The following is a 19,105-nucleotide window of genomic DNA, read 5'->3' as shown; positions in this document are numbered from 1 at the left end:
ACAGGAGGGTAAAATGAGCGAGACCGCAATATCCAGTACCGACTTCATCGGCGTGGCGAGCGGCATCGTCAGCGCCTACGTCTCGAACAACGTCGTGCGGCCCGCAGATCTGCCGGACCTGATCGCATCCGTGCACGCGTCGCTCAGCACGCTCGACAGGCCCGCCGTGCCCGAGCCCGAGAAGCGGGTCCCCCCGGTGCCGATCCGCAAGACCGTGACTCCGGACGCGATCATCAGCCTGGAGGACGGCCGGCCCTACAAGACGCTCAAGCGCCATCTCGCCGGGCGCGGCCTCACCCCCGACGATTACCGCCGGAAGTGGGGCCTGCCGCACGACTACCCGATGGTGGCGGCGAACTACGCTGCCGCTCGCTCGGACCTCGCCAAGAGTTTCGGCCTCGGCCAGAGCCGGCGCAAGGGCGCAGCCTAGGACCGGACGCCGCCGCCTTCCGGCCGGCATCCGGCGTGCGCTGGCGCACGTCGCGCCGGACCGGCGGTCCCCACATGGGGATGGCCCATCACGGGCGTTTCCTCCCTAGACTTCAGGCCGCCCGCGAGGGCGGCCTCTTTGTTTCGGGGCAGCACCTCCCGGGGCCGCAGGGGCGGCCTGCCGTACCCCCGTCGGGAGCGCCCGGCGGGGTCCGCACCCCTCGCCGGGCGCCTCGCCGCGCGGGCGTCAGTGCATGCTGATGCTGTAGGCGCGCTCGATCACGACGCTGTAGGTCTCTGCCAGCCGGAGAGCGACCTCGCGCTCCAGGCCGAAGATGAGCGGCTCCTCGCCACGAAACAGGGTGTAGCGGCCGTCCGGCTTCACGGTGATGCGGAGCGACTCTCGCATGGGCGCCTCCTCTGACTGGCCGCGTTGCGCGGCCAGATGGTGAAGGCGGCAGGCTAGGCCGAGTCGGCCGCGGCTTGAAGAGGCTGATGGCGAAATTGTGGCGACACGGGACCGCCGCCTGCCGCGCCGCGCGGCCGGCGGATCGCCCCGCGGCAGGGAGCGCTCGACCCGCCGCCCTCGCCCGGATGCTCGAGGTTGCCGGATCGTCCGGAGACCGCGGCTCGTCGCGGGGCCGCATCCCCTCCGGGGACGCGGCGCATCGAGGTCCGGAGGAGGTGGCGCGGGTCGTCCCCCGGATCGCCGGCAGAGCCGCGCCGCCCCCGGGCGGACCCGGCGCGAGCGGTCGGGTTCAGAGGGGTGGATGGACGTCCTCGATCCCGCGCACGGCCTCGAGCCGGGCGGCGAGGCCGAGGATCGTGGACTCGGCGAAGGCGCGTGAGACCAGTTGCACGCCGATCGGCAGTCCTTCGCGGCTCGTCCCGAACCGCACCGTCATCGCGGGCAGGCCGGTCAGATTGAACGGCACCGTCGCGCTCAGGATGTGCCGCGCGGGCACCGTCCTGCCGTCGATGACGAATTCCGGCAGGCCGTGGGGCGGCGCCGGGATCGGCGTCACCGGGCAGAGGAGGACGTCGTGGCGCGCGAAGTAGGCCGCCATGGCGTCCTTCAGCCGTTCCACCGCCTGATGGGCCCGCACATAGGCGTCCGCGGCGACGTCCGGCCGCCCGAGGACAGCCTCGCCCGTCCAGAACAGCGGCCCCGGCCGGTCCGCCGCGACGCGCTGGAACTCCGGCTTGATCTCGGCGCCGAACAGCGCGGCCGAGAGCGCGACGCCGTCGCTCGCCTCCAGGACCGGGATGCGCACGGGCTCGACGGCGCAACCCAGGTCCCGCAGGGCGTGGGCCGCCGCCTCGACCGTCCCGGCGACCTCCGCCGCGACGGGCCCGAAGCCGGGCTCCGTCATGACGCCGACCCGAACCTGGCGCGCGGGATCGGGGCCGAGACCCGCGTCGAGGTCGCCCGGGCTCGCCGCGTAGCCGTCGATCCCGTCCGGGCCGGCCATGATCGCGTAGCCGAGGGCGACGTCGCGCACGCTGCGCGCCATCGGCCCGATGTTCCAGAAGCGGCGCGGCACCTCCGGCCAGTGTCCCGTGGCCGGGATGCGCCCGTGGGTCGGCTTGAGGGCGGCGATGCCGGTATGGGCGGAGGGGCCCCGCACCGAGATGGCGACATCGCTGCCGATGCCGATCGGCGACATGCCGGCCGCGATCGCCGCCGACTCGCCCCCGCTCGATCCGCCGGGCGTGCGGGCGAGGTCCCAGGGATTGTTCGTCCGGCCCGTGAGCAGGTTGTCCGTCTCGGTCCAGAAGGCGAATTCCGGCAGGTTGGTCTTCGCCAGCAGGATGGCGCCGGCCCGCTTCATCCGGGCGACGCTGGTCGCATCCGTCCGCGGGACGCGGCCCGCGAACAGGGGCGAGCCGCGCAGCGTCGGCACGTCCGCGGTGTCGAGGGAGTCCTTGACGGTGAACGGCACGCCGTGGAGCGGTCCGAGCCCGGCCCCCGCCATCACGGCGGCCTCCGCGTGCCGGGCCGCGGCGAGTGCCTGCTCGGCGGCCAGGGTCACGACGGCGTTCAGCCGCGGGTTCACGGCCGCGACGCGGTCGAGATGCGCCTGGACGACCTCGACCGGCGAGACCTCGCGCGAGCGCACCAGGGCAGCGAGCTCCGTCGCGTCCGCGGCGGTGAGGTTGCGAGCGACCACGGCGATCTCCCTCGAGGGCATCCGGCGCGCCGGCAGGACGCCTTCGCCCCCACTAGCCTATCTGCCACTAGATAGATGGCGCTTCCGGCCAAACCGGTCAACGCCTATCTGTCACCCGGTCAGGAGTGGGACGCGCGATGACGGACAGACGGGAGGCGATCCTCGCCGCGGCCCGGGCCACGGCCCAGGCCCGCGGCTACGCCGGGCTGAACTTCCGTGACCTCGGGGCGGAGGTCGGGGTCAAGAGCGCCAGCATCCACTACCACTTCCCCAGCAAGGCCGCCCTCGGCGCGGCGGTCGCCAGGCGCTACTGGGAGGATTCGAGGGCCCGGCTCGACGGGCTGTGGGCGCAGAACGGGGACCCGCGCGCCTGCCTGGCTCAGTATCCGGGCCTGTTCCGCAGGGCGCTGGAGAATGACAACCGGATGTGCCTGTGCGGGATCATGGCCGCCGAGCACGACGACCTTCCGGAGGCGGTCCGGGCCGAAATCCGCACCTTCGCGGAGGTTCAGGTCGCGTGGCTGGCGAAAGTCCTGCGCGCGGCCGATCCCGCCGCGGAGGCGGCCGCGGTCGAGCAGCGCGCGCGCGCCATCTTCGCGGCGATCGGCGGTGCCCAGGCCGTGGCGCGGGCGCAGGCGGACCTCACCGTGTACGACGACATCATCGCGGGGTATCGCGCCGCCGGCCTGCTCCCGGCTTGATCGAGGGACGGGACCGCGCGGCGGACCCGCCGAAGGTCCGCGGCGGACCCGCCGAAGGTCCGCGCCGGGTCGCACCAGGACGGCCGGCCTCCCGGCGGGAGCATCGTCGCGAAGCGGCCGCCGGCCGGGAGCGCCGGGTCAGTCGGACGGGATGAAGCGGAGGGTGCCTGCCCGGCGCGTCGGCCTGCCGGTGTCGTTCGTGTGATTGACGCCATCCACGACCGGCACCTCGGGGAAGTCGAACGGGCTCAGCCCGTCCAGGCAGGCGACGTTCACGGCATACAGGTTCTGGTCGGAACGCCGCTGATGGTGCGTGTATATCCCGCAGCGAGAACAGAAGAAGTGCTGCGCCGATCCGGTATGGAAGCGATACGTCGTCAGCGCGTCCTGCCCCTCCAGGATCTCGATCCCACCGGGTTCCGCCATGACGACGACGGCTCCGCGCATCCGGCAGTAGGAACAGGTGCAGCGGCGGATCGAACGGAGGTCGTCGCTGAGCGTCGCCCGGAAACGCACCGCGCCGCAATGGCACCGGCCAGCCCGAACGTTCGTGTCGCCCGCCATGTCGCCCGCATCTCCTGTGCGGCTCACTTCTACGTCCGGTCCTGGCGCGAGGGCAACGACGTCCCGGGCGGGGGTGGCGGACCGGGCCGCCGCGGCGTCTCGCCGGGGCGGGCGCCGCCACGGCAGCAATGGGCCCGGCCGTGATGGGGCGGGGACCGAGCACATGGGGCGGATTCGGGCCACGATGCAGCCCACGTGCCGCTCGAGGGCGATGCGCCTCCGGGGGGTCTTCGACCGGGACGGCCGAGGCGGCGCATCCACCCTGCTTCGGGGCCGGGATGCCGGAGAAACGTGCGCTCGGCGCGGACGGATCCGCCGGGTCGGCCCCGAGACCTCGCGCGCGAGACCGCAAGCGCAAGGGGGAAGCAGGTCGGCTCGCCGGACCCGTGTCGGGAGGGTCCGGCATTTCTCCAAGGTTCACGGAACCTGGGAGAACTGTGTAGAAGGACGCTAAGTCCTTGATATTATGGTGGGCGCGACAGGGATCGAACCTGTGACCCCTACGATGTCAACGTAGTGCTCTCCCGCTGAGCTACGCGCCCGCGAAGCCGCGACGGCTCCGGTGTGGGGGGCGTATAGAGGCTGCGGGGCGGGGTNGGGCCCGCCCCGCCCGCGGATCCAGGCGCTCCCGCGGGGGGCGCCCGGGCCGGGGCGCGGGCGGGTTCCGCGCGGGGCGACGGATCACCGGGCGCGCCGGGGACGGGCGCCCGCAGGTGCGCCGGCGCACCGCGCCGGGGCGCCCGAGGCGTCAGGGTGTCCTTGCCCTCATGGGCGTTTCCTCCCGACTCGGGCCGCCCTCGCGGGCGGCCCCTTTTTTCGCGGAGCGCCCCGTCATGGCGGCCCGATCTCGCGCGGCGGCCCGATCTCGACGCGGTGCGGGCCGAGGCGGCGGGGCGCCGCGAGGGTGGCGACGCGGCGGCGGCCGGCCGCCACGAGGTCGATCAGGCGCGCGCCGACGAGGCTCTCGTGCCGCCCCGGCTGCCCGGGCGCGGCGGCCGAGACGGCAAAGCCGGTGAAGCGCACCGCGCCGCCGGCCGGGAACCCGAACAGGCGCGGGGTCGGGAAGATGCTCGGGCGCTCCAGCACCCACTCGGCGGTCGCGCCGGAGACCGTCGGCGCCGCCGCCCCGCACGGCGCCGGAACCGTCCGCTCGAAGGGCTCGACGGCGAGGCCCGCCGTCGCGTTGCAGATCAGGAAGCGCACGCGGGTCGGGTCCAGCACGACGAGGCCGCACAGGATCAGGTCGCCGGGCCGGACCGGGAGCCTGCGGAACACCTGCGGCCGGGGCGTGGCGTCCGGGGTCCACCATTGCCACCACGCCTCGGTGACCAGGGTCGCGTGCGGGCCGGCGACCCGGACGGTGTGCGCCGTGCCGATCTGCGGCAGCGTGGCGTCGCGGTAGCGCCGCTGGCCGTCGAGCCCGATGAAGGCGACGCTGCGGTAATCGCCGTCGGGGGCGCCGTCCGGGGCCACGGGGCGCGGCACCCGCCAGGCCCCGTAGATCTCGGTGAAGCGCCGCGCCTGCCGCGGCGTGATGCTGGCGCCCGACCAGTTCCGGCTGACGAGGCGCGTCGTGGCGCTCTGCGAGGCGAAAGGGGCGGCCGCCTGCGGCGCGACATCGGCCAGGGCGGCCCCGGCGGCGCTGAACTCGGCCGGCACCGTGGCGGTGTCGGGCGCGAGGAGCCGCGCCAGGACCGCCCGCCGGATCGGCGGCCCGGCGCCGCCCGCGAGGAGCAGGGTCACGACCATTCCCCCGCCGCGGCGCTCACGGCGTCGGCGAAGCGCGGGACCGGGGCCTGCGCGCCCGTGAGGTGCGCGAAGACGCTGCCGGCCAGGGCCTTCCCGCCGGCCGAGTCGCTGGCGTAGTGCAGGCCGGCGATCTCGCGGTTGCGGGCGATGCGGGCCGCCAGGACCCCGAGGTCGCCCTCCAGCGCGGCGAGGTCCCCGGGCGGCAGGCGCGCCTCGCGCAGCACGTGCAGGACGCAGAGCGCCATCAGGTGCGCCTGCGTGGCGTGCCCGCTCGGGAAGGCCGCGTGCCCGGGCATCGGCACCGGCGGCAGCAGGGCCGGGCAGAGCTGGGACGGCCGGGTGCGCTGGTGGACGCCCTTGAAGTACAAGGCCGCGAACGACCCGATCAGGCTCGCGGCGTGCAGCACCCGGTACGTCCGCCCGTGGGAAGCCGGGTTGATGCTCAGGAGCCCCATGAAGGCGGAGAAGAACTCCGCATCCTGCGCCAGGATCTCGCCCATCGCCTCCGCCCGCTCGTCGCGGGCCGCCAGCACGAGGGCGTCGAGCTCGGCCGCGTCCGTCGCCTTGTCGCGCAGCACGGCCTCGAGCACGGTCCCGGCGGAGGCCTGCCAGCCGGTGACGGCGAATTCGTGCAGCACGAGCCAGGCGTCCCAGTTCGCCGCCCAGCAGCGATCGGGAAATCGCGCGGGCCCGGTCCGCCTCAGGCTGCCGAGGGTCCTGTCGTGCCCGTCGCGCTCGGTCACGAACGGGTAGTCGACCCGGTCCGGCAGGAACCAGCCGCCGCCGGACGGCCCGGCATTGCCGGTGTTGCCGGTATTCCCCGTGTTGCCGGTATTGCCCGTCATCGCACGCCTCCCTGCGGCGCTCCTGCGCCAGGATGGGTCCCGCCGGGCGCCGGCACCGCGGCAACGGCCCGGGCCGGCGGGACGCCGGGGATCGCGGGCGCCGCCCGGGCGCGCCGGTCGCGCGCTGGCCGGGCCGCGCTCATTCGGGCAGGCCGGCCGACCGGAGCCGCGCGAGCCACGCGTCGCGGACCGTGCCCCGGAACGGGCAGCGCCGGGCGTAGGCCTCCATCCGGAAGTCGGGCTGGAGCGTCATGAGGTGCGCGGCCGTCTCGGCGGCCTCGGCCGAGCGCCCGAGGGCCGCGAGGGTGGCGATCAGGACGCGGTGGGTGAAGCGGATCGAGTCGTTGCGCCCGACGGACCGGCGGGCCCAGGCGAGGGCGGTCTCGTGGTCGCCCGCGACGTAGTGGGCCTGGGCCAGCAGGCCCTCGTGCCAGAAGATGCGCGCGTCGAGGGGCGAGAGGCGCACGCCCTGCTCGGCGTCGCGCACGGCCCGGGCGCCGTCCCCGACGTAGCCCGCGAGGGCGCCGCTCATCGTCCAGGCCATGGCGGAGCTCGGCCCCGCCTCGAGGGCGCGGTCGAGGAGCGCGCGGGCCCGCTCCTGGTCCCGCAGCAGGAAGGACTGGACGTGGCCGTAGATCGCGAGCGCCATGGCGTCGTTGCCGTCGCGCTCGATCGCCGCCCCGGCGTAGTGCGCGGCCGCGACGGCGTCGCCGTCGGGATCCGGCGAGCCGATCTCGCCGACCCGGAAGATGTACCAGTAGGCGATGTAGGAATAGGCCGGGGCGTAGCCGGGATCGTGGCAGATCGCCTGCTGGAGCAGGCCCCGCGCCTTGCCGAAGGAGGTCTCGTCCATCCGGTAGAGCTGGTCGAGGGCCTGGAGCACGAAGTCGTAGGCGGTCATGCTCTGGGGATGCTTGCGCATCGCCCGCGTCAGCTCCCGCTCGCGGACCCGCGGGGCGATCATCTTGAGGACGTCGATGGAGATGCGCTCCTGCACGTCGAACAGGTCGCTGAGGTCGCCCTCGTAGCGGTCGGAGCGGATCACCGCCCCGGTCTCGGCGTCGCTGAGCTCGGTGCCGATGCGCAGGCGGCGGCGGGAGCGGCGCACGCTGCCGTAGAGCACGTAGCGCACCCCGAGGTCGCGGCTGATGGTGCGCACGTCGATCGCGTCGCCGCCGTAGCCGAGGGTCGAGCCGCGGGAGATCACGAACAGGTCCTTGAGCCCCGCGAGGGCGTGGATGATGTCGTCGACGATGCCGTCCGCGAAGTAGCGCTCGCGCGGGTTGCTCTCCCGCTGGCGGAAGGGCAGCACGGCGATGGAGGGCCGCAGCTCGGCGCCCGCCGGCGCGTCGCCGACGAGGCGGGCGTGGCGGTGGGGGACCCGCAGGGCGAAGACCCGGACCGGGCGCGTGAGGTTGCGCAGCTGCAGGTGGCCGAGGTCGATGGCGTCGCTGCCGAACTCGCCGCCGATCTGCTCGGCCACCGCGCCCGAGACCACGACGCCGCCGGGCTCCGAGTAGACCTGGAGGCGCGCCGCCACGTTGACGCCGTCGCCGTAGACGTCGTCCTCCTCCACGATGACGTCCGCGACGTTCACCGCCATGCGGAAGTCGAGCCGGCGGTCGTCCGGCAGGCTGGCGCTCCGCTCGGCGAGCTCCTTCTGCAGCGCCAGGGCGCAGCGGGCGGCGTCCTGGGCGCTCGCGAAGGTCGCCAGGAAGCCGTCGCCGGTGTTCTTCACCAGCCGCCCGCGATGGGCGGCGACGCCGGGGTCGAGCACCTCCTGGCGCAGGCGCATGAGCCAGCCGTGCGTGTAATCCTCGTCGGCCTCCATCAGCCGGCTGTATCCGACAGCATCGGCCATCAGGATGGCGGCGAGGCGGCGCTGGGTCTGCACGCAGGAAGACTCCCGTCGCGAGACGATATGCTCACATGCCGCGCCCATGTCAGGCAAGGTGCCCGGGGTCAGCAGATCCGCCGGGCGCCCGTTGCCCACGAGATCTGTCCCGAACGGCACGCCGCCGGCAGGCTTGCGCCGCAACGACAATCATGAAGGCCCTTTCTACTCGGGGGCGGCGGTCGCGACGGGCGCCGGACCCGCTCGCGTCGGGGCGATCATGACGGGCGGACAGCGGGAACGCCTCCCCCGATCTGGGGAGCACCGCGCGGCGGGCGCCGGAAGCCCGGCCGGCGGCGTCCCGGCGGTCCCGCGATGGGAGCCGTCCCGGGATTGGGGGTGGTCCCGGGCGCGGCCCCGCGGGAGCCGAAGCGCCCGGACCGGATTGACTTTTGGGCCCGGCCTTGTAAGTCACGCGCCTTCGCACGGGCGGCGCTCCGCGTCGCCCGGCCCTGGCGTTCGGCCCCGCGCCGGCGCCGCGAGCCCCTTTCCCATCCGCGCCCGGGCGTTCCGGCGCACCGACGTGAGACCACACCGATGAAGATCCGCAACTCGCTGAAGTCGCTGCGCGGCCGCCATCGCGACAACCAGCTCGTGCGCCGCAAGGGCCGCGTCTACGTCATCAACAAGACGCAGAAGCGCTACAAGGCCCGCCAGGGCTGAGGCCGCGCCGGCCGGGCCCTCCGGCCGGGTCGGCCGCGGTCGGCTCCGCCGCGCCCGGCTCCGCCGCGGCAAGCCAACGCGTTGACGGCGTCGCGCGGGCACCGGATGGTGTCGGCATGCGCCGTCTGCTTCTCCTGACCTGCATGGCCGGCCTCCTCGGAATGCCGGCCTTCGCCGATTCCGGCCCGGCGCCGGAGGGCGGGGCCTCCCGCAAGGAGGCGCCCCGCCCCCCCGTCACCCTCGACGACCTCTTCGCCCGCCTGAAGGGCGCGAAGGACGACGCCGAGGCCCGCGGGGTGGCCCAGCTCATCGAGCGCCGCCTCGACCGCTCCGGCAGCGACACCGTCGACCTGCTGGCGAGCCGGGCCGCGGAGTGCCTCAGGGCCAAGGACTTCCCCCTCGCGATCGAGCTGCTCGACCGGGTCACGACCCTGGAGCCCGGCTGGGCCGAGGGCTGGAGCCGTCGGGCCACCGCCTTCTACCTGCTCGAGGACCAGACGAGCGCGCTCGCCGACCTGCACAGGGCGCTGACCCTGGAGCCGCGCCACTTCGAGGCCTGGGCGGCGCTGGCGCACCTCTACATGGCGAACGACGACAAGGGCCGGGCCCTCGCGGCCTTCCGGCGGGCGGAGGCGCTCTACCCCCGCATGGGCAAGGTCCACGAGGCGATCGAGCGCCTCGCGCCCGACGTGGACGGCCGCGACCTGTGAGGCCTCCGCGCGCCGGCCGGGGCACCGCCGCGGAGACCGGCCCGGCCGCGCCCGATGCGCAGGCATGAGCGGGGCCGCCGCGTCCTGCGCCGCGCCGTCCGCGTGCTGACGCTCGCGGCCGGCCTCGCGGGGGGCCTCGTGCTGGCGCTGCTCCTCGCGGGCGTGCTGGCGACCTGGTTCATCACCCTGCGGATCGAGGCGCGCTACCCGCCGGCGGGGCACCGGGTGCCGGTCGAGGGCGGCCACCTCGCCGTGCTGGAGGCCGGGCCCGGGGAGGGCGCCCCGAGCCGCGGCACCGTGGTGCTGCTGCACGGCGCCTCCGCCAACGCCATGGACCCCATGCAGGCGATCGGCCGGCGCCTCGCCGGGGACGGCTTCCGGGTGCTGGCCTTCGACCGTCCGGGCTTCGGCTGGAGCGACCGCATCGCCCCGGACGCCGCCTCGCCCGCCGTGCAGGCGCGGCTGGTGAGCGAGGCGCTCGCGGCGCTCCACGTCGGCCCGGCCCTGGTGGTGGGCCATTCCTGGTCGGGGGCGCTCGCCACCGCCATGGCTCTCGACCATCCCGAGCGCGTCTCCGGCCTGGCGCTCCTCGCCCCCGTGAGCCACCCGTGGCCGGGCGGGGCGGTCCCGGGCTACGCCGGCTGGTACCGCTCGCGGCCCGGCCGGCTCCTGCTCTGGATCGCCACCCGCACCATCGCGGCGCCGCTCGGCCTCTACTACCTCGACCGCTTCGCCGAGGTGGTATTCCGCCCCCAGGGGCTCCCGGCGGGCTACGTCGACGGCGCCCGGGTGCCGCTGGTGCTGCGGCCCGGCACGTTCAGCGCCAACCTGCGGGACCTCGACGGCCTCTACGCCTTCCTGGCGGGCCAGAGCGCGCGCTACCGCGAGATCGCGGTGCCGACCGTGATCGTGGCGGGCGACGCCGACCCGGTCGTGCGCACCCCGGTCCACGCCGAGGCCCTGGCCCGCGCGGTGCCGGGCGCCCGCCTGGTGGTGCTCCCGGGGATCGGCCACATGCTGCACTACACCGCCACCGACGCGGTGGTGGGCGAGATCGAGGGGCTGGCGGCGCGGCAGCGGGCCGCCGCCGAGTAGACCGCCCGGGCGCGGGGCCGGCCTCACGCCTTGCCTCACGCCCCGGCGGCGTGCTCCGGCGTCACGGCGGCGATGGGCGCGACGATCTCGGCGCGGCGGGCGCGCTTCATGATGGCGCCGGCGGGGGTCAGGGCGCGGGGCGGCCCGGGTCGGTGAGCTGGATCGTCCAGCTCTTCTGCTCGCCGGTATCGACCTCGAAGAAGCCGTTGCGGTCGTAGCCGCGGGCGAGGCAGTCCTCGACGCCCCGGATGGTGAACTCGCGGTCGCGGGTGCACATCAGCGAGCGGCCGCTCCACTCGCCGCCGCGGTCGTAATCGACCGCGAACACGTAGTAGTAGCGCCCGGCGAGCGCGCCCTTGAGCAGGGTCTCGCAGCCCTTGGCGGCGAGGTTCCACCACCCTTCCGTGACCCAGCCGCCGGAATCGCGGTAGCCGAGGGCGATGCCGATGCGGCTGCCGGTCATGTTGCACATGCGCAGGTCCGCCCGGGCCGGGGCGGCCCAGACCAGGGCCAGGAGGGCCGGGAGGACGGCGCGCCGGAGCGCGCGCGGGCGGGGAAGGATCTCAGCCGACCAGGATGATGCGCAGGTCATTGACGTTGGTGCGGGTGGGCCCGGGCCGGACGAGGTCGCCGATCCGGTCGAAGAAGGGGGTCGAGTCGTTCCCCGCGAGCGAGGCGGCGGCGTCGAGCCCGGCGGCGGCGGCGCGGGCGAGCGTGGTCTCGTCGATCACGGCGCCGGCCGGGTCCGTGGCCTCGCCCCGGCCGCCGTCGGTGCCGTCGGTGTCGGCCGAGAGGGCCGAGATGCCGGGGGCGCCCGCGAGCGCGACCGCGAGGGCGAGGGCGTATTCCTGGTTCGGACCGCCCTCGCCCTCGCCGCGGATCGTCACCGTGAGCTCGCCGCCCGAGATCAGCGCCGTGCGCCGCCCGGCGGCGGCGGCCTCGCGGGCGAGGGCGGCGTGCGCGGCCGCCACCTCCCGCGCCTCGCCCTCGAGGTCGGCCCCGAGCAGCACCGGCGCGTAGCCGGCGGCGGCGGCCGCCGCGCGGGCCGCCTCGAGGGCGTCGATCGGGCGGGCGACGATGCGGAACTCCGCGCGCTCGAAGAGCGGGTCGCCGGGCTTGGGGCTCTCGTTGGCGGGATCGTCGAGGAGGCGCCGGGCCGCCGGCGGCAGCGCGATGCCGCGGCGCGCGCAGATGGCGCGGGCGTCCGCCAGGGTGGTGGGGTCCGGCACCGTCGGCCCGGAGGCGATCACCGCCGGGTCGTCGCGGGGCACGTCCGAGATCGCCAGGGTCAGGAGGCGGCCGGCCCCGCGGGCCGCCAGGGCGAGGCGCCCGCCCTTGATGCGCGAGAGGTGCTTGCGCACGCAGTTGATCTCGTCGATGGCCGCGCCCGAGCGCAGGAGCGCCCGGGTGATGCCCTGCTTCTCGGAGAGCGTCAGGTCGCCCGCCGGCGCGATCCAGTTGGCCGAGCCGCCGCCCGAGAGCAGCACCAGCACGGCGTCGTCCGGGCCCGCCCCGGCGGCGAGGTCGAGGCTGCGCCGCGTCGCCGCGATGCCGGCCTCGTCCGGCACCGGGTGGCCGGCCTCGACCACGTCGACGGCGCCCGCGGGCTCGCCGTAGCCGTGGCGGGCCACCGCGAGGCCGACGAGGCGGCCGGGCGCGAGGCCGTGCGCCTCCCGGTAGTGCCGCTCGGCGAGCGCCGCCATGCTGGCCCCGGCCTTGCCGGCCCCGAGGATCACCAGGCGCCCGGCCGGCGGCGGGGGCAGGTGGGGCAGGAGGCAGCCGCGGGGATGGGCGGCGGTGACGCCCGCGTCGAGCAGGCGCAGCAGCAGGGCCCGCCGCGCGGCGATCTCGGTCTGGTTGGCGTCGCTCAACGGAGGATCCTCGCTCTCTGCCGGGTCCGGGCCGGTCCACGGGTCATGGGCGCGCCCGCCCGCCCTTCCTCGGCCGGGCGGCCGCGATGCCGGCGAGGATCAGCCCGCCGCCGAGCGCCTGCAAGGGCCCGAGCGCCTCGCCGAGCACCGCCCAGCCGAGGGCCGCCGCCGCCACGGCCTCGAGGAAGATCACCAGCGAGGAGAAGGCCGAGGGCAGCCGGCCGAGGGCCACCGAGAGCAGCCCCTGGCCGCCGGCGTGGCTGATGAGGGCGAGCCCCAGGAGCACCGCCACCGCGTAGGCGGAGTGCGGCACGAGCGGGCGCGTCTCGAGGGCGAGGGCGGCGGCCAGCAGCGCCGCGGCGGTGATGCAGGAGGCCGCGAAGGTGACCCGGGCGGCGCCGAAGCCGCGGGCCCGGGCCCGCTCGACCGCCAGGATGTAGAGGGCGAAGAACACCGCCGTGACGACGCCGTCGCGGTCGCCGGCGAGGCGGGCCGGATCGACCTGCACCGACTGGCCGATCAGGGCGGCGCCGCCCGCGAGGCACAGGGCGAGCCCCGCCAGGGTGCGGGCCGCCGGCCGGCGCCGGAGGCCGATCCAGGCGAACAGCACCACGAAGACCGGCGCCGTGGTGGCGAAGAAGGTGGCGTTCGCCACCGTGGTGCCGAGGATGGCCCGGTGCCAGAACAGCAGGTCGCCCGCGAAGGCGAGGCCGGCCAGGAGCAGCGACGGCGCCAGGAGGACGCGCCGCGCGGCCGGGCGGCGGGCCTCCTCCAGCCGCATCCAGGCGAGCAGCACCGGCAGCGCCAGGAGGACGCGCCAGAAGGCGCTGGCGAGGGGTCCGATCTCGGGGCTGACGAGCCGCACGAAGACCGGCGAGACGCCCATGGCGACCGCCCCGGCGAACAGGGCCGCGAAGGCGAGGCCGAGGCCGGTCTCCTCCGCGGCGGCCGGCCCGGAGGCCCCATGCCCGGAAACCCCTTGCCCGGAGATCCCTTGCGCGGCGCTCCCCGGCGACGCGGCCGCGGCGCCCGCCCCCCGCGGGCCGGGCGCCCTCGCGGCGGGCGCCGGCAGGTCGGGCAGGGGGGTTCGGGCCATCGCGTGTGTCGCCTGGTGCGCGTCGGGGTTCCGGATCGCCGACAGCACTATGGCAAGTCGGGGCCCGCGTCACCCCGGGGATGCCGGCCGCGGCGGATGGAGACCGCTCGGCCATTTGCGGTATGAGGGCTCCGCGACGCCCCTCCCCGAACGCCCGAGCCGGACCCGCGATGCCGCCCGCCGAGACGCCCCCGCCACGCCCGCCGCCCGAATTCCCGCCCGAGCCCGTCGAGGCGGTCGCGGGCGACCCCGCCCGCGGCCTCCTGCTCCTGTGCGACCACGCCTCCAACGCGGTGCCCCCCGACCTCGACCGGCTCGGGGTGGCGGCCCCCCATTTCGAGCGCCACATCGCGTACGACATCGGGGCGGCGGCGGTGACGCGCGCCCTCGCGCGCCGGCTCGGGGCGCCGGCCCTGCTCACCACCTTCTCGCGGCTGATCATCGACCCGAACCGGGGCCGCACCGACCCGACGCTGGTGATGCGCCTCTCGGACGGCGCGGTGGTGCCGGGCAACGCCCGGATCGGCCCGGAGGGCGTCGCCGCGCGGCTCGCCCGCTTCTACGATCCCTACGACCGGGCGATCGACGCCGCGGTTGCGGCCGCCGAGGCCGCGGGGGCGCCGCCCGCCATCGTCACGATCCACTCCTTCACCCCGGCCTGGCGCGGGGTGCCGCGGCCCTGGGAGGTCGGCATCCTGTGGGACCGGGACGACCGCCTCGCCGCCCCGCTCATCGCGGGCCTGCGGGCGGACCCGGCCGGGTTCACGGTCGGCGACAACCAGCCCTACGGCGGCGGCCTGCCGGGCGACACCATCGACCGCCACGCCATCGCCCGCGGCCTGCCGAACGCCCTGGTGGAGATCCGCCAGGACCTGATCGGCGACGAGGCGGGGGCCGAGGCCTGGGCGGCCCGGTTCGCGGCCCTGCTGGGACCCCTCGTCGCCCGGGCTTGACGGGCGGGCCGGCGCCGCCGACCTGATCCCGGGAGGCCCCGTCCCGGCCGGGGCCTCCCGGCCCCTGGCCCGGGGGCGGGCCGGGCCGGGAGGCGCCGGCGGCCCGACCGGGACATCCGTGACGAGGAGGCAATCCCATGAGAGCGATCGACGAGACCACCCGGACCGAACTCGAGGCCGCGGTCCTCCGCCGCCTGGTGGCGCACCTCCAGGGGCGCAGCGACGTGCAGAACATCGACCTGATGAACCTCGCGGGCTTCTGCCGCAACTGCCTCTCCAACTGGCTCAAGGAGGCCGCCGACGCCCGCGGGCTCGACCTCTCGCGGGACGAGAGCCGCGAGCACGTCTACGGCATGCCCTACGAGACCTGGAAGGCGCAGCACCAGCGCGAGGCGACGCCGGACCAGGCCGCCGCCTTCGCGGCCCGGGCCGAGACGCACTGAGCCGCCGGGGCCGTCGAAAGAACTCGGTAAGGTTGAGCAACTATCAACGCCCCGGAAGCGCGCGCCGCGCGGCGCGCCGGCCGCCAGGGGGCTGGAGGTCCGGTGCCCCGTCGGCGCCCCGCGACCGCGGCCCGCCCGCGGCACCGGATCGATTGGACCGACACGGAGACACCCATGAACGCGCACAGCATGCCGGACGCCGACGTCGCCTCGTCGGGGGTCGCCGCCGAGGAGCTCAAGCAGTTCGTCGAGCGCATCGAGCGGCTGGAGGAGGAGAAGGCCGGCCTCCAGGGCGACATCAAGGACGTCATGCTGGAGCTCAAGGGCCGCGGGTTCGACGTCAAGGCGGTCCGCACCATCCTGCGCCTGCGCAAGAAGGACCACTCGGAGCGCCAGGAGGAGGAGGCGATCCTCGAGCTGTACATGCAGGCGCTCGGCATGGCGTAGGTCCCGGGACCGCCCCGCGGGCGGCGCGCCGATCGCCCGGGTCGCAAGGCCCGCGCATCGTGCTAGGCTCCCGGCCGGGGAGGAGACCGCGATGCGTTCGGGGTTCGCGGCCGCCGGCGCGGCCTTCCGGTACGACGAGATCGCGCCCGCGACGGAGTTCCTCGATGTCCTCGACGAGGCGCGCTATCGCCCGGTGCCGGACGACTGGTCGGTCGCCGTCACGGACGTGGTCGATTCCACGGGCGCGATCGCGGCCGGCCGCTACAAGGCGGTGAATTTCTGCGGCGCCGCCGTGATCGCGGCGGTGCGCAACGCCCTCTCGCGGCGCGAGGTGCCCTTCGTGTTCGGCGGGGACGGCGCGAGCCTGCTGGTCGGCCCGGCCGACGCGCCGGCGGCCCGCGCCGCCCTCGCCGCCACGGCCGCGTGGTGCCGCGACGCCATGGGGCTCGCGCTCCGGGCGGCCCTGGTGCCGGTGGCGACGATCCGCGCGGCCGGCTTCGACGTGCGCGTCGCGCGCTACGCGCCCTCGCCCCACGTCGCCTACGCGATGTTCACGGGCGGGGGCCTCGCCTACGCGGAGCGGGCCCTCAAGCAGGGCCGCCACGCCATCCCGCCCGGGGGCCCCGGGACGCGGCCGGACCTGTCCGGGCTGTCGTGCCGGTTCGAGCCGTGGCGGGCCGAGCACGGGCTGATCCTGTCGGTCCTCGTCGTCGCGGCCGAGGGCGCCGACCGGGCCGCGGTCCGGGGCGTCATCGAGGACGTGGTGCGCCTCGCCGCCGCCGCGCCCGCCATGGGCCGGCCCCTCGGCGCCGCGGGCCCGCGCCTGCGCTGGCCGCCCGCGGGGCTCGGCCACGAGGCGCGGGCGCGGGGACCGAAGGCGGGCTCGCGGATCCTGCGGCGGCTCGCCCTCCTCGGGGAAACGCTCCTCTCCTACGCGATCTTCCGGCTCGGGCTCCGGGTCGGCGGCTTCTCGCCGGCGCGCTACCGGCGGGAGCTGGTGGCGAACGCCGACTTCCAGAAGTACGACGACGGCCTGCGCATGACGCTCGATTGCAGCGAGGACACCGCGGCCCGGATCGTGGCGCGGCTCGAGGCGGCGGAGGCGGCGGGCCTGGTGCGGTTCGGGCACCACCGGCAGGACGCCGCGCTCATGACCTGCATCACCCCGGTGGCCGCGATGAGCGACCACGTCCACTTCGTCGACGGGGAGGGCGGCGGCTACGCCCGGGCCGCGCAGGCGCTCAAGGCCAAGCTCGTCCCGGCCGGCCGGGGCGCCGCCTGAGGGAGGCCGGCCGCATGGGTCACGCGGCATGAGGGCCGACACCGCGCCGGGGCCGGCCGAGCCCGTCATCCCGTTCCTGGCCGCCCTCGATGCCGCGACCGCCGCGGCGATCCGGGCCCGGCTCGACGCCGTGGCGGTGGCGGGCGGCGAGATCCTGTTCGCGCAAGGGGAGCCGGCCGACGCGCTCTACATCCTGGTCTCGGGCGCGGTCGGCATCTCGGCCCGCGACCCGACGAGCGGCGAGACGCGCCCGATCGCCCGGGTGCATCCGCCCGAGACCGTCGGCGAGATGGCGCTCCTCTCCGGCGAGGCCCGCTCCGCCACCGCCACGGCCCTGCGGGACGCGCTGCTGCTGCGCCTGTCGAAGCCGGCCTTCGACGACCTCGTGGCCCGCCACCCGGCGACGATGCTGTACTTCGCCCGGCTGCTCGCCGGGCGGCTGCGCGGCACCGACCGCGGGCGCCTGCCGATCGCGCCGATGACCTTCGCGGCAATCGCCCTCACGCAGGACGTCGCGGCCGCGGACTTCGCCGGCCGCCTCGCCGCCGCCCTGCCGGGCCGGACCGCGGCGCTCGCGGCCTGGCCCGAGGGGGCCGACGAGACCTGGTTCCACGCCCTCGAGACCGCGCACGACCAGGTCGTGTACGCGGCCGAGGCGGTGGGCACGCCCTGGGCCGACCTCTGCCTGCGCCGGGCCGACCACGTCCTGCTGCTCGCCGCCCCGGGCCGGCCGCCCCGGGCGGCGCTGGCGGGGCGCATCGCCATGCCGGTGACGGGCTGGACACGCCACGACCTCGTGGTGGTGCAGGCGCGCGACGCCACCGCGCCGGCGCCCCTCGACCCGGCCGTCGCCGGGCTGCCGGTGGCCCTACGCCTCCAGGTGCGGGCGGGCAGCCGCCAGGACCTCGCCCGGGTGGCGCGCCTGGCGGGCGGGCGGGCGCGGGGCCTCGTCCTCGGCGGGGGCGGCGCCCGGGGCTTCGCCCATCTCGGGGTGATGCGGGCCCTGGAGGAGGCGGGGCTCTGCGTCGACATCGTGGCCGGCACCAGCATGGGAGCGATCGCGGCCGCGAGCCTCGCGATGGGCTGGAGCCACGCGGAGATCCGCCGGCACGTCGTCGCGGCCTTCGTGGAGAAATCCCCGCTCAACGACTACACGCTGCCGCTCGCCGCGCTCACCCGGGGCACCAAGGTCGACCGGCGGCTCGCGGCGCATTTCGGGGAGGCGCGGATCGAGGACCTCTGGCTGCCCTTCCAGTGCGTCTCGTCGAACCTGACGACCGGGGCCGCGATGGTCCACGCGGACGGCCCCCTGGCCCACGCCCTGCGCGCCAGCATCGCGATCCCGGGATTGCTGCCCCCGGTGCTCGCGCCCGGCGGCGTGCTCGTCGACGGCGGGATCATGAACAACCTGCCGGTCGACCTGCTGGCGGGCCTGCGGCGCGGCGGCGTGCTCGCCGTCGACGTGGCGAGCGACCTCGCCCTCGCGGGCGCGCCGCGCCGGGGCGTCCCCGCCCGGCTCCTGCGCCGGCTCCTCGGCGTCCCGGAGGCCATGCCGGGCATCGCCCAGATCCTCCTGCGCTCCGCCACCCTGTCGAGCGACGCCTCGGCCGCCATGGCGCGGGAGCGGGCCACGGCGGTGCTGCGGCCGCCCCTCGCCGGCATCGACCTGCGGGCCTGGCGCAGCTTCGAGGCGGTGGCCGAGATCGGCTACCGGCACGCCCGCGCCCGGATCGCGGAGGGCGCCCTCGACGCCTGGGCGGCCGGGATGACGCCGGGGGCGTGAGGGCGCCGCCGGCGTCGAATCGCGAGGCGCGGCCGTTTGAGGCGAGACCATGGCCGCCGCCCCGGCGCCGCGGCGGATCGGCCGCATCCCACCCTTGCGTCAAGGGGCGAGACGTCGACCGGCGCGGTGCCCTATACGGCGCCTCCCGGATCGACCCGAACAGAGACCCCAATCGAGATGACCGACGCGGTGTGGACGGAGCAAGCGACCGAGCAGGCGGTCGCGCTGTGGATCGAGGGACGCGACCCGGCGGAGATCGCCAGCCGGCTCGGCACCTCCGTCGCGGAGGTGATCGGCCGCGTGGCCCAGGCCGCCCTGGCCCGCCAGGCGCGGCCAGCCGCGCCGGCCCGTCCCGCGGCCCGGGCCGTGCCCGCCGGGGCGGAGCCCGCCCCGACGCCCGCCCCGGTCC

At 76.1% G+C, this 19,105-nt stretch carries 20 protein-coding genes and 1 tRNA gene; 11 read left to right on the top strand and 10 right to left on the bottom strand.

Going from position 1 to position 19,105, the window contains the following annotated elements; translation table 11 throughout:
* Positions 1-13: 13 nt before the first annotated feature.
* A complete protein-coding gene (locus DT057_RS02640; protein WP_128560574.1) occupies positions 14-430 on the top strand; it encodes a Ros/MucR family transcriptional regulator in 417 nt (138 codons plus the stop codon).
* Positions 431-676: 246 nt separating this feature from the next.
* On the opposite strand, the gene DT057_RS36005 is transcribed toward DT057_RS02640, so the two are convergent.
* Positions 677-838, bottom strand: coding sequence for a hypothetical protein (locus tag DT057_RS36005; RefSeq protein ID WP_203236164.1), 162 nt, complete (start codon positions 836-838; stop codon positions 677-679).
* Between the two features lie 349 nt (positions 839-1,187).
* A complete protein-coding gene (locus tag DT057_RS02635; RefSeq protein ID WP_238313602.1) occupies positions 1,188-2,600 on the bottom strand; it encodes an amidase in 1,413 nt (470 codons plus the stop codon).
* A 137-nt stretch (positions 2,601-2,737) separates the two neighbouring features.
* On the opposite strand from DT057_RS02635, the gene DT057_RS02630 reads away from it, so the two are divergent.
* Complete coding sequence (locus tag DT057_RS02630; RefSeq protein WP_128560572.1) at positions 2,738-3,301, top strand: TetR/AcrR family transcriptional regulator; 564 nt, start codon at positions 2,738-2,740, stop codon at positions 3,299-3,301.
* Between the two features lie 138 nt (positions 3,302-3,439).
* Here DT057_RS02630 and DT057_RS02625 read toward each other — a convergent pair whose 3' ends face one another.
* The 5 genes from DT057_RS02625 to DT057_RS02605 form a co-directional block, all read right to left on the bottom strand.
* Complete coding sequence (locus DT057_RS02625; RefSeq protein WP_128560571.1) at positions 3,440-3,865, bottom strand: GFA family protein; 426 nt, start codon at positions 3,863-3,865, stop codon at positions 3,440-3,442.
* A 467-nt stretch (positions 3,866-4,332) separates the two neighbouring features.
* Positions 4,333-4,407: transfer RNA gene (locus DT057_RS02620), tRNA-Val, on the bottom strand.
* A 289-nt stretch (positions 4,408-4,696) separates the two neighbouring features.
* Positions 4,697-5,608 carry a G1 family glutamic endopeptidase gene (locus DT057_RS02615; RefSeq protein ID WP_162501296.1) on the bottom strand — a complete coding sequence of 304 codons (912 nt, stop codon included), beginning with the start codon at positions 5,606-5,608 and terminating at the stop codon, positions 4,697-4,699.
* Positions 5,605-6,459, bottom strand: a complete 855-nt coding sequence (locus DT057_RS02610; protein WP_128560569.1) for a phosphatase PAP2 family protein — start codon at positions 6,457-6,459, stop codon at positions 5,605-5,607. The genes DT057_RS02615 and DT057_RS02610 overlap by 4 nt, the downstream gene beginning before the upstream one ends.
* A 139-nt stretch (positions 6,460-6,598) precedes the next feature.
* A complete protein-coding gene (locus tag DT057_RS02605) occupies positions 6,599-8,353 on the bottom strand; it encodes an adenylate/guanylate cyclase domain-containing protein (RefSeq protein WP_162501295.1) in 1,755 nt (584 codons plus the stop codon).
* 537 nt (positions 8,354-8,890) lie between these two features.
* On the opposite strand from DT057_RS02605, the gene ykgO reads away from it, so the two are divergent.
* From ykgO to DT057_RS02590, 3 genes are all read left to right on the top strand, one after another.
* On the top strand, positions 8,891-9,016 hold the full coding sequence (gene ykgO, locus DT057_RS02600; protein WP_012334921.1) for a type B 50S ribosomal protein L36: 126 nt from the start codon (positions 8,891-8,893) through the stop codon (positions 9,014-9,016).
* 116 nt (positions 9,017-9,132) lie between these two features.
* Complete coding sequence (locus DT057_RS02595) at positions 9,133-9,726, top strand: tetratricopeptide repeat protein (protein ID WP_128560567.1); 594 nt, start codon at positions 9,133-9,135, stop codon at positions 9,724-9,726.
* Between the two features lie 54 nt (positions 9,727-9,780).
* Positions 9,781-10,821 carry an alpha/beta fold hydrolase gene (locus DT057_RS02590; protein WP_128560566.1) on the top strand — a complete coding sequence of 347 codons (1,041 nt, stop codon included), beginning with the start codon at positions 9,781-9,783 and terminating at the stop codon, positions 10,819-10,821.
* Positions 10,822-10,948: 127 nt separating this feature from the next.
* Here DT057_RS02590 and DT057_RS02585 read toward each other — a convergent pair whose 3' ends face one another.
* From DT057_RS02585 to DT057_RS02575, 3 genes are read right to left on the bottom strand one after another with little or no spacing between them, the layout of a single operon-like run.
* Positions 10,949-11,413, bottom strand: a complete 465-nt coding sequence (locus DT057_RS02585; RefSeq protein WP_269153043.1) for a DUF1036 domain-containing protein — start codon at positions 11,411-11,413, stop codon at positions 10,949-10,951.
* Positions 11,385-12,692, bottom strand: a complete 1,308-nt coding sequence (locus DT057_RS02580; RefSeq protein ID WP_128560565.1) for a glycerate kinase type-2 family protein — start codon at positions 12,690-12,692, stop codon at positions 11,385-11,387. Before DT057_RS02580 ends, DT057_RS02585 begins: the two co-directional genes overlap by 29 nt.
* A gap of 43 nt (positions 12,693-12,735) precedes the next feature.
* On the bottom strand, positions 12,736-13,788 hold the full coding sequence (locus tag DT057_RS02575; protein WP_128560564.1) for a DMT family transporter: 1,053 nt from the start codon (positions 13,786-13,788) through the stop codon (positions 12,736-12,738).
* A gap of 170 nt (positions 13,789-13,958) precedes the next feature.
* Here DT057_RS02575 and DT057_RS02570 point away from each other — a divergent pair, with 170 nt between their 5' ends.
* The 6 genes from DT057_RS02570 to DT057_RS02545 all read left to right on the top strand — a co-directional run.
* Positions 13,959-14,741, top strand: a complete 783-nt coding sequence (locus DT057_RS02570) for an N-formylglutamate amidohydrolase (RefSeq protein WP_128560563.1) — start codon at positions 13,959-13,961, stop codon at positions 14,739-14,741.
* A gap of 137 nt (positions 14,742-14,878) precedes the next feature.
* Entirely contained in the window at positions 14,879-15,184 is a 306-nt protein-coding gene (locus tag DT057_RS02565; RefSeq protein ID WP_128560562.1) for a DUF1244 domain-containing protein, read from the top strand.
* Between the two features lie 189 nt (positions 15,185-15,373).
* On the top strand, positions 15,374-15,631 hold the full coding sequence (locus tag DT057_RS02560; protein ID WP_407068109.1) for a DUF2312 domain-containing protein: 258 nt from the start codon (positions 15,374-15,376) through the stop codon (positions 15,629-15,631).
* A gap of 91 nt (positions 15,632-15,722) precedes the next feature.
* On the top strand, positions 15,723-16,913 hold the full coding sequence (locus tag DT057_RS02555; protein ID WP_128560560.1) for a DUF3095 domain-containing protein: 1,191 nt from the start codon (positions 15,723-15,725) through the stop codon (positions 16,911-16,913).
* Positions 16,914-16,941: 28 nt separating this feature from the next.
* Positions 16,942-18,696: a patatin-like phospholipase family protein gene (locus tag DT057_RS02550; RefSeq protein ID WP_128560559.1), complete on the top strand. Its 1,755-nt coding sequence runs from the start codon at positions 16,942-16,944 to the stop codon at positions 18,694-18,696.
* A gap of 177 nt (positions 18,697-18,873) precedes the next feature.
* Positions 18,874-19,105: GcrA family cell cycle regulator (locus DT057_RS02545; protein WP_276469417.1), on the top strand; the 232-nt coding region annotated here is incomplete at its 3' end.

Origin of the sequence: Methylobacterium crusticola, from assembly GCF_003574465.1 — a bacterium.
Classification (GTDB): domain Bacteria; phylum Pseudomonadota; class Alphaproteobacteria; order Rhizobiales; family Beijerinckiaceae; genus Methylobacterium; species Methylobacterium crusticola.
Note: the sequence above shows the minus strand (reverse complement) of the source record. Positions and strands in the feature narration are given on the sequence as shown.

What these genes read in the sequence shown, in the direction of transcription:
- DT057_RS02640 (WP_128560574.1), top strand. Translation starts at nt 14, where the DNA reads ATGAGCGAGACCGCAATATCCAGTACCGACTTCATCGGCGTGGCGAGC.
- DT057_RS36005 (WP_203236164.1), bottom strand. Translation starts at nt 838, where the DNA reads ATGCGAGAGTCGCTCCGCATCACCGTGAAGCCGGACGGCCGCTACACC.
- DT057_RS02630 (WP_128560572.1), top strand. Translation starts at nt 2,738, where the DNA reads ATGACGGACAGACGGGAGGCGATCCTCGCCGCGGCCCGGGCCACGGCC.
- DT057_RS02625 (WP_128560571.1), bottom strand. Translation starts at nt 3,865, where the DNA reads ATGGCGGGCGACACGAACGTTCGGGCTGGCCGGTGCCATTGCGGCGCG.
- DT057_RS02610 (WP_128560569.1), bottom strand. Translation starts at nt 6,459, where the DNA reads ATGACGGGCAATACCGGCAACACGGGGAATACCGGCAACACCGGCAAT.
- ykgO (WP_012334921.1), top strand. Translation starts at nt 8,891, where the DNA reads ATGAAGATCCGCAACTCGCTGAAGTCGCTGCGCGGCCGCCATCGCGAC.
- DT057_RS02595 (WP_128560567.1), top strand. Translation starts at nt 9,133, where the DNA reads ATGCGCCGTCTGCTTCTCCTGACCTGCATGGCCGGCCTCCTCGGAATG.
- DT057_RS02590 (WP_128560566.1), top strand. Translation starts at nt 9,781, where the DNA reads ATGCGCAGGCATGAGCGGGGCCGCCGCGTCCTGCGCCGCGCCGTCCGC.
- DT057_RS02585 (WP_269153043.1), bottom strand. Translation starts at nt 11,413, where the DNA reads ATGACCTGCGCATCATCCTGGTCGGCTGAGATCCTTCCCCGCCCGCGC.
- DT057_RS02575 (WP_128560564.1), bottom strand. Translation starts at nt 13,788, where the DNA reads ATGGCCCGAACCCCCCTGCCCGACCTGCCGGCGCCCGCCGCGAGGGCG.
- DT057_RS02570 (WP_128560563.1), top strand. Translation starts at nt 13,959, where the DNA reads ATGCCGCCCGCCGAGACGCCCCCGCCACGCCCGCCGCCCGAATTCCCG.
- DT057_RS02565 (WP_128560562.1), top strand. Translation starts at nt 14,879, where the DNA reads ATGAGAGCGATCGACGAGACCACCCGGACCGAACTCGAGGCCGCGGTC.
- DT057_RS02560 (WP_407068109.1), top strand. Translation starts at nt 15,374, where the DNA reads ATGCCGGACGCCGACGTCGCCTCGTCGGGGGTCGCCGCCGAGGAGCTC.
- DT057_RS02555 (WP_128560560.1), top strand. Translation starts at nt 15,723, where the DNA reads ATGCGTTCGGGGTTCGCGGCCGCCGGCGCGGCCTTCCGGTACGACGAG.
- DT057_RS02550 (WP_128560559.1), top strand. Translation starts at nt 16,942, where the DNA reads ATGAGGGCCGACACCGCGCCGGGGCCGGCCGAGCCCGTCATCCCGTTC.